Genomic DNA, 13,057 nt, shown 5'->3' on the forward strand with positions numbered 1-13,057 from the left:
ACCTGGACATGAGAAAAAAACTCTTTACATATTTGCTGTTAATTGCTTACTACACAACATCTGCTCAAATTGAACGAGCATCAGTATTCAATTGCAGTTGGCTCGATCTGAGTACCGCAGGCACAAAAGATTGGGTGGTGTACGGACAAGGCACACAAAGTAAGCCGGTAAGTAATTATGCTTCGGATTTTAAAAAGAACGGGGCAGGCATTAACAAATCTTTTATCATAATAGGCACAGCAGACCTGAAAAATGATTTATTAAAAGAGTTTGGTGTAATCACTTATTGTTGCCGGTAAATGAAACTTTGGACATTGAATACGGTTTCTATCAGAGAACACCTTATGAGCTTAACTATCTTCAGAATACTTTTCTTTTGTTTAGTACCGGTAGGCGTATTTTTACTTGTCAAAACCATTCGTATGCTGAAGAATGTATTTAACGGAGAGGTGATCGCAGAAAAGCCATTTACCGATAAAGAAATCCATTTCGAAATTAAAAATGCGGGCGTCTATGCTGTTTGGCACAGAGGCCGGTTATTTCAACGTACTGCAATAGATAAATTCATTTTAAAGCTTTTTCACGAACCATCCGGCGAGATGGTTTCCATGGGACCATCTATTTTCCACCCTTATCTTAACAGTCTGGATACCGCACGGGTGGAAACCAACCGGTTCTATGCTGAACCCGGAAAGTACAGAATTCAAATTGTGGAGGGATCGGGTGTATCTTTTTTTGAACGACTGTTCTTGAAATTATTCCCCGATACACCGGTAGACTACAGCCAGTATTTTATACAAGTGCGAGAAAGCCGTCCAATATATTACATGATTGGGGCTATACCGCTATTCATCCTTTGTGGGTTTTGCATTATCGGTGGTTTTGTTGCGGGATTTATGACTCCCTATATTTTATCAGATTTGGGTATACAGTTTAATAAGTAATGATAAGCTTTGCATTCAATGATGTATGATTTAATCGAAAAAAGGCCTGACGGTACGACCGTAGTTTACATCGCTTTTTGGCGCTATTGCTTTTTTGGGCTTTTGTTCGCCGGAGCGTTTTACGCACTCATATCGACGATCGTTAATTTATACCATGAGCGGCCTCCAGACTTCTGGCACCATTGGAGTCAAACGGCGAAATTCATACTGGGCGCGTCAATTGGGGCGCTTGCTCTTCCGCTCTTCGCCTATTGGATGCTAAAGGACCTTTATAAAAAAGTACAGTTAGAAATTAACCGCTCAGGCCTGCGTTATCTGCGTGGCGGCGTACGCGGCGGGGTTCTTTTTTCCGAAAATTACGGCAATATCAGTTACAGTGACGTCACCGATATGGACACTGAGCAACAATTTCTGGTGAACCGGGTGATCAACATAAGGACGGGTTCGGAAACACATAAGATCATTTTGCTGCTATCTGAAAATGAAAAGATGCGCTGTTTTGAAGCCATTGAAGAGGCCGTAGCGGCAGCGAAGAACGTAGATCCGAAACACCGAATTAGCGGCTGATAAAACTGATCGGTTATATAGTTGGACATATTGAATTTGATGATCTCATCACTATATACCAGCACCAACATGTCATTATCGAGATAATTCGCTAGGAGTGTTAAGGTCGACAAGCGTTTATAAGGCAGCTGAATTTTGTTGAGTGTGTTTGTATCTATTAAAAAACCACCTGACTCGGCAGGAATGTAAACGTATTTTTTGTCAGGAGAGTCAAAGCTGAGCTTATCCAATCGCTGATCAAGCCGATTCCAGTTTTCAAAATATTTAGCGTTTTCGAGTTTTCCGTTAATCAAAAGATTACATATACGCAACAGTCGTCCGTTATTCGGCTCATCCCACCCGATTAATTCCAGCATAATATCATGAAACTGCGATTTTATAACTTTGGTCATTAAGTTGCTATTACGTGTCTTTAATTGGGTTGTTACACCTCAAGCACCCCGGATTACAAAATGTTATCCACCGTAAGGTTGAGTTTATCGCCTGATGTGGGTCTTACCTTTCTTTGATGATAGCAGATCATTAGCAGTTAAATATCCATGGCCATTCATGATATAAATTAATTTAAGTTCGTCCTGGTCGTTCAAATAAATAAAAGCATCTTCTTCCTGAAAAACCATATAGGTATAATTAACCACCCACACATCAATTTCGGGAGCACCGGTTTGATTTTGGTAGTCCGACATCGGTTTGGGTGTCCCGATGTCCATATGCTTGATCTGATACCGTTCAAGGATTTCCCGGGCGGCTTCAAGTACTTGTTCGGAAGTGTGTATCATCTATCTGTTAAACAATAGAAAGCGATTTATGTTGTTTGTTTGATGAACGAAGTACACCGCGACTATTGGGATGCATTTAACCGCGTAGGTGGTGAAACGCTTCACAAGCATGGATTCTCTTTTGAACTACTGCCTGAACAAGCAGGATCACCCACACTGTTCAGAATCGAACTTGACAGAAGAAGCCACAAATACATACTTTCTTTCTCCTCTCATCACGTGGATTTTCAGGATGGCGTAAGGATTGAAGAAGATGGGCAACTGGTGCTTCCACCGCCTGAACTAAAAAGGATCGGCGAGGGTTTGTATGGTTATACCGATCAATCCATCAAAAGGATGATCGATGATTTATGTCGGTTGAAAAACTAATCTTATGGATGAGGAACCTTTATATTCGATTAGCTGGGCAGATTTTATTACCGAAGAACCTCGTAGCCTGAAAATTCGGGGCAATGTCGATAAAACAGATAGCCAGGTATATTACACTTGTTTACTTAACAGCCAAACTATTGTGATTACCAATTTCAATGGACAATGGGTGGAGAACGGTGGCAAAGAAAACGCAATGGCGGTTAATTTAGGTCGTTTGCTGGAAAGTTGTGATTTCCTGTTGAAAATTGGCGACGAGAATAACTGAAAATATTTATGAATAAATTGTTATTCATAAATCCTGATAGCATCAAAATAAACCGCATTGCATGACAAAAATAATCTTTCTGCTTTATGTATTAATCCCAGGGCTAATACAAACAACAGTCCTTTGGAGGAAGCCTCAAAATATGTAGGTAAGATCATTAAGGTGAACTGCCCGCGCTTTCATACTATAGACAATAGCCGGACAATAACATTCAAGTTGGATTCCAAGCACCCGGCGAAATCGTTAGTCATCAGCTTAACTGGTAGAGCCAGGAAAAGGATACTGACTGAAATACAGGCGCGTAGAGAGATCAATCGGCAGGTCGCTTCTCCTTTGGACACCAGCCTCACAGCTTCCGGAAAGATCATCATGGTCAATGGCCGCCTTACAATGGTCGTCAGCCGTCCAGCAGATATTTATCTTGGCGCTGATCTTCAGTTAGAGCGACCTTAGTGCTAAATCAAACTATAATTTGCTTATAAAGTTGTAATAGCATATGCTGATAAAATTCTGCTGCCTAATCTGCTTTGTTTGTTTCGCCTCCACTAGCTTTTGCCAAACGCATGACAGTTCCTACGGAGTGGTCATAACCAAAATTCAACAGGGGTCCACAGACCGTGATACCAGCCGGTATCTATATGTCAGGAATAAGGGTGACGATCGCCTTACGGTGTACACCATAGCTGGCGGCGTGGTTTCGGAGGGGACCGCTTACCGGCTGGGTGCAGCCGGCAGCAGCTTATGGTTGTACAGCCGCCCCATATTGTCCGATGGGCTGATTACAGACAGTACCCGTATAGATCTTCAGGACGAAACATCTACTGTCATCATCAATGAGTCGGATCGCTATCAGCTTTTTCCCGATTCTTACGCTCGTTTCAAAGAAGAAACAACCAGAAAACATTCGATCATGGCTTTATTAAATTTGCTATCAGACGGTTTGGGAGACTACCCGATCTTAGCAACTTTACCATTGGTCAACTATAGACCGGTTGTAACGAAGCAGATCAATCAAGCCATTATTAAAACACAGCGCAGCCAGGCGGATATGAGCGACACCTGGACCTGCCATTACTTTTACAACAGATCGCAAAGGCTTGATCGGGTCGTTGCCAGATCGGCTGAGGAGATCCGTTTCACTAAAAAAGTCCGTTACCAAAAAGGTGGGTCAGTCCGGATTAATACGTTTCTGGATATCGAGAGCAGGCAGACTACCGACAGGTCCATACTTTACGACCATAATGAACGTGCTGCGGTGAAGTGGCGCGAAAGCTATTTAGAAACAGGCAAAAATCGCGAGACGTCATCTAGTATAACACTGACCTGGCACGACCTGGGCATGCTGCGTAATCAGGAACCTACAAATGCGGAAATTATTAAAATGTTAAAGCCGCCAACACAAACAGGTTATACAAAAAGCATGTCGGGTAACTGAACCTCAATATGTCAAACCAAACAAAATGCGATGCCGAAAGTTGATAGATCAATTTACAAATCAAATCGAAATTAGGATATGAAATATATAGTACCAGTTCTCTTCTTGATACCGCTGTTGTTATCCTGTAATGCCAAACCTAAATCCCAGGCTGATGTCGATTCGTCAAAGATTAAGGATGCACCGCTCTCTTATACCGGGCCATTTGACCTCGCTAAACTGGAATTTAAAGAAAACATTCCGGCTGTCGTAAAGGAACAGCAAATAAAGCTGGAAGCGGTTACAGACACCGACAAAACGTTGATGGGATATGAGCGTGTAAAAAGTTATGATGCAAAAGCGCTGAAATACGGGAGCGCCCTATTATCTGGAGCTGATGGAAATAACAAAAATTATGTATTACTCCACTACGATGAAAAAACGAATAAACTGGCTTTTTTTGAGGTGATATTGTATACCCGGGATCAGGTGAATGCGCTTCATCAAGAACTTAATAGCCTGGGAAAGCCAAGCTTTAAAAAAAAATGGCCGGACGGATCACTGACTATTGACGAGAACGGCAATGCTGTCCCCCCCAAGCCGGACGAAAAGCAAATTGTTCAGATTTGGGATAATCAGCCTAACGGTATCAGTTATCTCTATTCACAAAAGGAAAACGGTAAAAGTTTTGGGGCGACGCTAACGGTGCTCAAAAAGGCCGGTCCGTCCGGTAAAGACTGGATGACCTTCTCCGGTCTGGATTGGTACAAAAACACCAAGAGTGATTGATTCCATATTAATATATAATGAAACTTATCTTATTTCAAATTATCCTTTTTGGCAGCCTTTGTTATTCTACAAGCGCGGCAATGGCTCAGCAGGCCAAAGCGTATGAAACCGTTAAATATACCGCAAGAATCAAAAATCGGGTATTTCATTTAGATTACGCGGATGGTTATATCGGTGCCAGCAAGATCAGGTTGGTCAGCAGCCGGCAAAAAACACAGCTATTTACCCCGCAGAGCGGTACCCCTGAAGCTAATGGCAACTTTGTATTTAGGTTAAGTTCAGGTGCAGACAAGCGGGAGATTATACTAACCGGTATTAACGAAGAAACGGAAGCGCCTAATACCATCCGCGCAAGTTACCGGGAAAAGGGCCGGGTGCTTGTTCTGTTGTTTTACAAAAATAAACCTTAACTCGATTCCTGTTCAGATGAAAAACGGGGAAACATCAAAGAGCTATTATTTATCGCCCTGGCGCTCCATAACAATTGGTATCATTTTGATAATTGTTGGACTTGCTTTTACCTTTATGGGTGTTGATATTAAAGATTCATTTTGGGATAATCTTCAATGGGTCCTGGTCAGTTTTCAAGGTATAGTAGAATTTCTGACCTCGCTATTAATGCTTGCCTTTAAATTAGGCTTTTTGTTAGGAGGCTATTTCTTTATTAAATATGCAGATGGTGTGGAACGCGCCAGACTGGATGATGAAGGGCTTTATTACCGGGAGATACCTAAAGGCAGTGGCGCAAGTAAATTGGCAATGGATGCCGGTCCGCTTACTTTTGCGGCATATAAAACCATTCGCGATATTACCCTCAAAAAAACGTTTTGGGCAGGCTGGCAGCTTTATCTAACCCTGGATTCAGGTGTACAGCCATTAACGGCTTTAGGCGTATTAAAACAAGTTGAAAAACAAGAGATCCTGGAAAAGGTGAAGCAAAGCATTCGGCTTAACCTATAATTATTTATGTGTCTGGCGGCTATGGTGCTGAAATAGTATCATTCATCTCTTTCTGAAATTTACCTTTATTGTAAAGAATCTTTTGTAACGACATTTTCCGGGGATCATCTTTTAGGCGTTCAAAGCTGATACTCGCTAATAAGTCATCATGATAATCGGATAAACGCCTGGTGTCGTTATCTCTCGCCGACTCATACAAATGATCGCGGTAGTCAACAAAAAGCTTCTGTTTATAGAATAATATTGTTAATTGTTGAATATGAGTTAGCTTTCGTGGTGGGTAGCTCGCAATCGAGAAATCATGCAACCTGGCAAAGATCTGATCAGCGGTCAAACCACCATAATTGGATACCTGATAGTATTGCATTACATCAGTAGGATTAAAAAAATTTGTATCTAAACCTTTACCGGTAAGATATTCATCATTGAATTCTTTACTTATCGGCTCCACAACCATTTCCTTTTGCCGATTGCAGCTTTAAAATAAAATTAGCAGCGAAATAGCCAGGCAAATATTTACTGTTCTTTTCTGCATTATCATTTAGTATCTAATTTAAACACCGAATTCCGTCCGCGATACACCCGTAATAATTTTTGTAATTGCATAAAGCTCACCTCCAGATCATTCAAGTGAAATTTGGCGCTGCCATTTGGATGATTATAACAGAGATAGTACATCGCATATTTACCAGCCCCTTCCCTAATCGTTCTTTCATTAACAATATCATTCCATTTGTAAAAAGGCGTATTTGCCGTACGCATGCCGTCGATATTCAGGATAATCTGTGGCTCACGCTTAAACATATTTTTGATCCTCATATAGCTGTTCACGGCACCTATCAAGATAAGCGGGACCCCAATGATGAAAAGTAATGAACTGACGTTGCGAACCCTGGACGAAGGTGCCATGGATGAACAGAGCGGTATGAACTTCTCCGAATACATTGCTATCCTGTCGGGTGATACCTCACTATTGGAAAAGACCCGCGTGGAAAAGAAGATCGCGGTGCTGGAAAGTGACCGGTCAGCCCATTACAAGGAGGTAGCCCGGAGCAGGTATTTGTTAGAAGATCTGGAAAAGCGGGAGAAAAGTACGGTGTCAACCCTACAAATGGTCAAATCGGATACTGCCCGTTATCAGGAAGTGCTGGCTTTTGCGCCGGATGGAACCAAGCTTAATCCCATTCGCTTACATGACCTGCCTGGTGCTGATGCGGAAGCCGTCGGCCGTCACCTGATAGACCTGTACAAGCACTATGAACCGGAGAGTTATGAATACCCTGATCGCCTGATTGGTGAACTTTATGGGTTTGATCTTTATGTAAGAAAGCAGTTTTCCATTTTTGAAGATGGAAAGGCGTCCATGGCGACGCATTTATATGCGGAAAGCCCCGGCACGCGGATCAAATACATGCAGAATTCCGGTGCGCCGAATATCGATAACCCTAAACTGGCTGCAAGGTACTTCCTGAATGCCATAGATCGTGTGGTCGGGATGGCCGCCAAATACGAAAAAGAACTGGCTGCTATTTCCACGCAGATCCCACAGGTCCGGGAACTTACCCATAAATCTTTCACCAAAGAGTTTGAACTCGATGCCTTAAAAGCAGAACTCGGTAAACTGGAAGAGGAAATAAACCGGAATATCAGGGAGCGCGAAAAGCAGGCGGAAGGCGAGGTTTTGTTTACCGGGGAGGAAGAAGCGGAAATCCAGGAGGTGCAGCCCCAATTGAAACGATAATTTAAATTGATAATGGATATAGGTAGTGAATATTACGGCCCTTTCCCGGTATTGGAACTGGAGGGTACGCAATTTTATATCAATGCTTTTTTACACGAACTGATCCAGGTGGACAATGAGCAGAACCGGATGGACTGGTACCGGGATATGCTTTACCTCGAAGAGCATGTGGAAGTATGGTATGACCCCCATACTAAAAATGTTTTGAGGGGAATCATCACAATCTGCCTGAACAGGTGAAGCTTTATTGGCTTTATCCTTTGGACGCCGTAGATCCTGATGCCACCAAAGCCCGCCTGGACCGGGTTGTTCCGGGATGGGAGGACGACTTTCCTGTTGACCTACCGGTCGTGCAGATTGCCGGGCAGGACTTTCTGGCGGATGCGAAGCGTAAGGAATTCCGCGACCCGCAAAATCCGTGGAAGACGATTCCTTTCAGCGATGTGATAATGGAAAATGGGCAGACCGGGGTTTTTCTGGATGAGCGGGTCATGCAGGTTCCTTTTCCGCATATTTATGACCCCTTCGACCCGCCCGAGGTGATGCCCGCTCATATCATTTTTGCAGCCGTGCCCAATGGGCGGGAGCTGGCGCAATTGCTGTCAGATCACCATACCTTTCATTATACCGGTAGCCTGGATGTGCCGAAGCAAGCTGCGCGGATCTCGCGTTAGCGCAGAGCCTCGGCTTTTAGTCGCCGCCATGATTCAGGCGGCTTTTTATTTAATCCTTTTTTATGGAAGAAACCCGAGAACAACAGAAACTCCACGGCTTCCTGCAATGCGGTATTTATATCAGCATTCTTTTAGAAGCCGCGGTTTTTATTTACCGTGATGCCCCTTTCTGGGGCATTTTTCATGTCGCCCTGGTCAAGATCGCCCGTCTGCAGGTTTATCACCAGGTTATTTATAGTAAGCTATCGACTTTTTTGCTGATCTGTCTCGTCAGCATAGGGACACTGGCAAAAAAGAAAACCGACCTCGACCCTAAAAAACATATTGCCTATCCTTTAGGGATCGGTATGCTTTTGTTTTTCGGTAGCCTGGTATACCGGGGGAGGGATTCGCCGTTGGTACTGCCTTTTACTACAGGATATGATCTGCTTTACCTCATCTGCTCTTTTTTAGGTGCGCTGCTGTGCAGCGTGGCCATGGACAATATTTCCAAGATCATCCAATCCGGCCTGGGAAAGGACAAATGGAACAGCGAGGCGGAAAGCTTTATGCAGCCGCTCCAAAAGAAGGAAACACCTTATTCGGTCAATATTCCCATGCTGTTCTACTTCGACAAAAAGGTACGGCATGGCTGGATCAATATCTGTAATGTCTTTCGCGGTACCATGGTTATTGGTACACCCGGGTCAGGAAAAAGCTTTTCCGTTGTCAACCCTTTCATCCGGCAATTAATTGCCAAGGAGTTTGCGGTTTGCCTGTATGACTTTAAATTTCCGGACCTCGGACAGATCGCGTATTACCATTACTTACTGGCCCGTGGTCAGGGGAAAATGAAAGGGTACACCTTCCATGTGCTGAACCTGAACGAGGTAGAGAAAAGCCGGCGCATCAACCCCTGGCGGGCGGATTATATCCGCTCGCTGGCCGATGCTTCGGAAACGGCCGAGGCTTTGGTGGAGGCACTCAAGAAAGGGGATAAGTCAGGCGGCAGCGACCAGTTCTTTACCCAGTCGGCTATTAACTTCCTGGCCTCCTGTATCTACTTTATGAGCAAGTACCAGGATGGGAAATATTCGAGCCTCCCGCATGTGCTTTCCCTGTTGAACCGTTCTTATGAGGAGATCTTCAATACGCTGACTTCGGAGCAGGAACTTCGGGCCCTGCTTTCTCCCTTTATGACGGCTTTCAACGCCAAGGCATTTGATCAGCTCGAAGGCCAGATCGGTACGCTGAAGATCTTCATCAGCCGTTTAGCCACGAAGGAGACTTACTGGGTGTTTTCCGGCGATGATTTCGACTTGAAGATTTCAGCCAGGGAAAACCCGGGCATCCTCGTACTGGCCAATGATCCGAACACGCAGAACATCAATTCCGCCTGCTACTCCATCATCATTAACCGCCTCACCAAGCTCATCAATACCAAGGGTAACCTGCCGTCTGCTTTGATCGTGGATGAAGTGCCGACACTGTTCGTGCATAAGGTGGAGAACCTGATAGCGACCGCCCGGAGTAACAAAGTGGCCGTGCTGATGGGCTTGCAGGAATTGCCGCAGTTCAACCAGCAGTACGGCAAGGACACTGCTGCCACCATTACGGCAGTGATCGGTAACGTCCTTTCCGGTTCCGTCCGGAACAAGGAGACGCTCGAATGGCTGGAGCGGTTGTTCGGCAAATCCAAGCAGTTAGGGGAGGGGCTGTCCATTGACCGGAATAAGACCTCGACCTCGCTCAACGAAAAACTGGAAGCCCTGATCCCGGCCGGCAAGATCGCTTCACTCAACGCCGGGGAAATGGTCGGCGTAATCGCCGCGGATGCACAGGAAGTGTATACCGGGCAATTTGAAACGTCCGCCGTGAATTGCCGCATTAACCTCGATATGAAAGCCATCGGGGAGGAGGAAAAGAATTACAAACCCCTGCCTACTTATTATGATTTCGGCGGGAAGGCCGACGAAAAACTGCGGCAAAATTACGACCGCATCACCCGGCAGGTACAGGAAATGGTACTCGCCTTTACGCCTCCTGTACCGATTACACCCCCTAAAGCCATCATGAACAAATAATGCATAATCAAAAAGAGTTATTTCACCTGCCCGATTACGTACTTGTCCACCCTAATCTTGCGGAGGACCCCATGGGCAAACAGGGCAGCATCGGCCTGCTGACTTATGCCCTGATCAACCGTGACGAATTCTATGTCGGGTTTGAGAACGAAGAAGTAGGTATCTACGATGCCGCTGCCCTGCTCATCCTGAAAGATGCCGACTCGATCTTCCGGTATATGGACGTTTACAAGGATCACCTCACGGAATACGAGCAAAATGCGCTGATCAGCATCGGTTTGCTGGAAATGTATGCGGAAAATTCGGAATATCAAAAAGAAGCTTTTCACATCGTTCTGCAACAACCGTCTCTAACCGATGCGGTATTGCTCAGTATTGAAGCCAGACTTCAATTGAATACCGGCCCGAAGATCGGGCGATAAATACCGGCCGGTGCTTGTCTGCACCGGCTTTCTAAATTAATTCAATTTAACATTCATGAACAATGACAACCTGCAGGCCACCCTGGTCATGGTGCACCCGGACCTGAAGAACGATCCTCTGCAAAACCAGGGAAAGATCGCTGTGGTTAATTATGACCGCGATTATAACCATGAGGTCTACGTGGCCTTTGAAAACGGGCAAAATGCCGTTTATCATCCCGCTGAACTGCTCCGCCTTAAAGACAAACAGGAAGTGTTTAACGACCTGATGGCAAACGGTACCAGTATGGCCCCGAAAGACTTTGGCGCGCTCTACAAGATCATGTTGCTCCAGGATCGCGGGACGCCCAAAGCCAATTGGGATGCCCTCGAAATTGCACGCGACAATCCGGGGATCTGGGAGCGTGCCTTAGAAGCTCCGAAACAAAACCGGAGCGTCGATCTCAACAAGGCCTTTACCCGATGAAGCTGCTGATCAGTCTTTGCCTGGTCTGCCTTCCCTTGAAACACCTCCGGTTAAATTCGGCATTCGGGTATCGTACCCACCCGCTGAGCGGCATACGCCGGATGCACGACGGCATTGACCTGCACGCCCGAAGTGATACGGTCTATGCCATCATGGACGGTTTGGTTTCTTACACCGGTTATGATTCCGCGCTGGGCATCCATATCAGCTTGCAGCATGGTGCGGTTTTGTCCGGGTATGGACACCTTAGCCGCCCCCTGGTCATGCCCGGGGATTCGGTTCGGGCCGGGGAGCCAATCGGTATAACCGGGGCGACCGGCCGAGTGACCGGCGAGCACCTTCATCTATCCATCTTTTACCGGGGCCGTTACATCGACCCCATTCAATTCTTTTATCAAACCCTGATTCATCATGGAAAAAAACAGAAATTTTAAACCGTTCTATGCCCAGGTGGCAGACAAACTCATCTCGTCCCTGAGTGCCGGGACCTCCCTGTTTCAACAGCCGGTCAAGGAAAACGGCCAGCCTGCATTTGTAAAACCCATAAATCCTACCACCGGCAAAGGTTACAGCGCACTCAATGCCCTGGCCCTGGCCATGAAAGGCCATGAAGACCCGCGCTGGCTGACGGCAGAAGCGGCACGCTTTGCCGGTTACCTGGTCAAAAAAGATTCCAAGGGGACGATGATTACCTTCCCCAAGACCAGCGATATTCAGGCCATCCGCAAGCCGGACGGCTCGAAAATCACCGATGAGGCCGGGGTGACCCAAACTAAACGGGTGGAATTTGAAAAGCCGGAGAAAGGCGTCGCCTTTTTGTTCAACGGCACGCAGATCGATAAAATTCCGCCCCTGGTCGAGTTCCTCGAGAAACAAAACGAAGGTCAAACCCTGTCACCGATCGAGAAAGCAGGCCAACTGATCCGGGAATCCGGCGCAGTGATCATTGATGGCGGACAGGAAGCTTATTACGATCATAAAAGGGACGTCATCTTTATGCCGGAGAAAGACCAGTTCCCCAGCGAGACGGCCTATTACCAGGTCGCTATTCACCAACTGGCGCATTGGACAGGCCATGAAAGTCGTCAGAATCGCCCCATGGAAGGAAAGTTCGGGTCAGCCGAATATGCCAAAGAAGAGTTCCGGGCCGCGACAGCAGCGATGCTCATTGGCGGCGAACTGAAACTCGGCCATGATTTCGGCCCGCATAAAGCTTATACCAGCAACTGGGTCAGGATGCTTAAGGAAGACCCGTACGAGATCGCCCGGGTGGCTAAAGATGCCCAGCGTATCGCCAATGCTGTATTAGGCGTCGGCCAAAAACGGGAGGCGGCAGTAGGCAAAGATGTAGGGGTGAACACCACCCTTTCCAAAGGGGATGCCATTGTCCACAATAATACGACCTACACCGTCTTAAATAAAAAAGGCAAAACGCTGGATATGGAAAAAGCCGATACCGGCGAGAAATTCAAGCTTAAGCCAACCGATGCGCTCTTTGGCAAACTGGTGGAGGCGAAGAACAACCCGGTAGCATTACAACGGGCAGAAGAGCAGGAGCCGGAACAAGTACAGGAACAAACTTATTCAAGAGGAAGATAAAC

The 13,057-nt window shown here is 46.0% G+C and carries 20 protein-coding genes; 17 read left to right on the top strand and 3 right to left on the bottom strand.

Features of this window, described 5'->3' with window-relative positions; translation table 11 throughout:
* Window positions 1–8: 8 nt before the first annotated feature.
* From ACFQ3S_RS08940 to ACFQ3S_RS08950, 3 genes are read left to right on the top strand one after another with little or no spacing between them, the layout of a single operon-like run.
* Window positions 9–299 carry a hypothetical protein gene (locus tag ACFQ3S_RS08940; protein ID WP_377163460.1) on the top strand — a complete coding sequence of 97 codons (291 nt, stop codon included), beginning with the start codon at window positions 9–11 and terminating at the stop codon, window positions 297–299.
* Between the two features lie 45 nt (window positions 300–344).
* Window positions 345–944, top strand: coding sequence for a hypothetical protein (locus ACFQ3S_RS08945; RefSeq protein ID WP_377163461.1), 600 nt, complete (start codon window positions 345–347; stop codon window positions 942–944).
* An 18-nt stretch (window positions 945–962) separates the two neighbouring features.
* Window positions 963–1,511 (top strand): hypothetical protein, encoded by a 549-nt coding sequence (locus tag ACFQ3S_RS08950; protein WP_377163463.1) that lies wholly within the window; start codon window positions 963–965, stop codon window positions 1,509–1,511.
* Window positions 1,512–1,987: 476 nt separating this feature from the next.
* Here ACFQ3S_RS08950 and ACFQ3S_RS08955 read toward each other — a convergent pair whose 3' ends face one another.
* On the bottom strand, window positions 1,988–2,290 hold the full coding sequence (locus ACFQ3S_RS08955; RefSeq protein ID WP_377163465.1) for a hypothetical protein: 303 nt from the start codon (window positions 2,288–2,290) through the stop codon (window positions 1,988–1,990).
* A 42-nt stretch (window positions 2,291–2,332) separates the two neighbouring features.
* Between ACFQ3S_RS08955 and ACFQ3S_RS08960 the strand changes: the two genes are divergently transcribed.
* From ACFQ3S_RS08960 to ACFQ3S_RS08985, 6 genes are all read left to right on the top strand, one after another.
* A complete protein-coding gene (locus tag ACFQ3S_RS08960) occupies window positions 2,333–2,659 on the top strand; it encodes a hypothetical protein (protein ID WP_377163467.1) in 327 nt (108 codons plus the stop codon).
* A 4-nt stretch (window positions 2,660–2,663) separates the two neighbouring features.
* Window positions 2,664–2,927, top strand: coding sequence for a hypothetical protein (locus tag ACFQ3S_RS08965; protein WP_377163469.1), 264 nt, complete (start codon window positions 2,664–2,666; stop codon window positions 2,925–2,927).
* 973 nt (window positions 2,928–3,900) lie between these two features.
* A complete protein-coding gene (locus ACFQ3S_RS08970; RefSeq protein ID WP_377163471.1) occupies window positions 3,901–4,362 on the top strand; it encodes a hypothetical protein in 462 nt (153 codons plus the stop codon).
* A 78-nt stretch (window positions 4,363–4,440) separates the two neighbouring features.
* On the top strand, window positions 4,441–5,130 hold the full coding sequence (locus ACFQ3S_RS08975) for a hypothetical protein (RefSeq protein ID WP_377163473.1): 690 nt from the start codon (window positions 4,441–4,443) through the stop codon (window positions 5,128–5,130).
* 17 nt (window positions 5,131–5,147) lie between these two features.
* On the top strand, window positions 5,148–5,540 hold the full coding sequence (locus ACFQ3S_RS08980; RefSeq protein WP_377163475.1) for a hypothetical protein: 393 nt from the start codon (window positions 5,148–5,150) through the stop codon (window positions 5,538–5,540).
* 16 nt (window positions 5,541–5,556) lie between these two features.
* Complete coding sequence (locus ACFQ3S_RS08985; protein ID WP_377163477.1) at window positions 5,557–6,090, top strand: hypothetical protein; 534 nt, start codon at window positions 5,557–5,559, stop codon at window positions 6,088–6,090.
* A gap of 19 nt (window positions 6,091–6,109) precedes the next feature.
* Here ACFQ3S_RS08985 and ACFQ3S_RS08990 read toward each other — a convergent pair whose 3' ends face one another.
* Both ACFQ3S_RS08990 and ACFQ3S_RS08995 read right to left on the bottom strand, forming a co-directional pair.
* Window positions 6,110–6,547: a hypothetical protein gene (locus ACFQ3S_RS08990; RefSeq protein ID WP_377163479.1), complete on the bottom strand. Its 438-nt coding sequence runs from the start codon at window positions 6,545–6,547 to the stop codon at window positions 6,110–6,112.
* An 80-nt stretch (window positions 6,548–6,627) separates the two neighbouring features.
* Window positions 6,628–6,909: a hypothetical protein gene (locus ACFQ3S_RS08995; protein WP_377163481.1), complete on the bottom strand. Its 282-nt coding sequence runs from the start codon at window positions 6,907–6,909 to the stop codon at window positions 6,628–6,630.
* A gap of 40 nt (window positions 6,910–6,949) precedes the next feature.
* On the opposite strand from ACFQ3S_RS08995, the gene ACFQ3S_RS09000 reads away from it, so the two are divergent.
* From ACFQ3S_RS09000 to ACFQ3S_RS09035, 8 genes are all read left to right on the top strand, one after another.
* The gene (locus ACFQ3S_RS09000; protein WP_377163483.1) at window positions 6,950–7,831 is read left to right on the top strand and encodes a hypothetical protein; all 882 of its coding nucleotides are present in this window, start codon (window positions 6,950–6,952) and stop codon (window positions 7,829–7,831) included.
* A 12-nt stretch (window positions 7,832–7,843) separates the two neighbouring features.
* Window positions 7,844–8,071, top strand: a complete 228-nt coding sequence (locus tag ACFQ3S_RS09005) for a hypothetical protein (protein ID WP_377163485.1) — start codon at window positions 7,844–7,846, stop codon at window positions 8,069–8,071.
* A gap of 20 nt (window positions 8,072–8,091) precedes the next feature.
* Entirely contained in the window at window positions 8,092–8,505 is a 414-nt protein-coding gene (locus tag ACFQ3S_RS09010) for a hypothetical protein (RefSeq protein ID WP_377163487.1), read from the top strand.
* A gap of 62 nt (window positions 8,506–8,567) precedes the next feature.
* Window positions 8,568–10,568, top strand: a complete 2,001-nt coding sequence (locus ACFQ3S_RS09015; protein ID WP_377163489.1) for a type IV secretion system DNA-binding domain-containing protein — start codon at window positions 8,568–8,570, stop codon at window positions 10,566–10,568.
* Window positions 10,568–10,990 (top strand): hypothetical protein, encoded by a 423-nt coding sequence (locus ACFQ3S_RS09020; protein ID WP_377163491.1) that lies wholly within the window; start codon window positions 10,568–10,570, stop codon window positions 10,988–10,990. Before ACFQ3S_RS09015 ends, ACFQ3S_RS09020 begins: the two co-directional genes overlap by 1 nt.
* Window positions 10,991–11,045: 55 nt before the next feature.
* Window positions 11,046–11,456, top strand: coding sequence for a hypothetical protein (locus ACFQ3S_RS09025; protein WP_377163493.1), 411 nt, complete (start codon window positions 11,046–11,048; stop codon window positions 11,454–11,456).
* Window positions 11,453–11,890, top strand: a complete 438-nt coding sequence (locus ACFQ3S_RS09030; protein ID WP_377163495.1) for a M23 family metallopeptidase — start codon at window positions 11,453–11,455, stop codon at window positions 11,888–11,890. The genes ACFQ3S_RS09025 and ACFQ3S_RS09030 overlap by 4 nt, the downstream gene beginning before the upstream one ends.
* Complete coding sequence (locus tag ACFQ3S_RS09035; RefSeq protein WP_377163497.1) at window positions 11,868–13,055, top strand: zincin-like metallopeptidase domain-containing protein; 1,188 nt, start codon at window positions 11,868–11,870, stop codon at window positions 13,053–13,055. Before ACFQ3S_RS09030 ends, ACFQ3S_RS09035 begins: the two co-directional genes overlap by 23 nt.
* The last annotated feature ends 2 nt before the right edge of the window (window positions 13,056–13,057 follow it).

Origin of the sequence: Mucilaginibacter terrae (assembly GCF_042679325.1) — a bacterium.
Taxonomy (GTDB): domain Bacteria; phylum Bacteroidota; class Bacteroidia; order Sphingobacteriales; family Sphingobacteriaceae; genus Mucilaginibacter; species Mucilaginibacter terrae.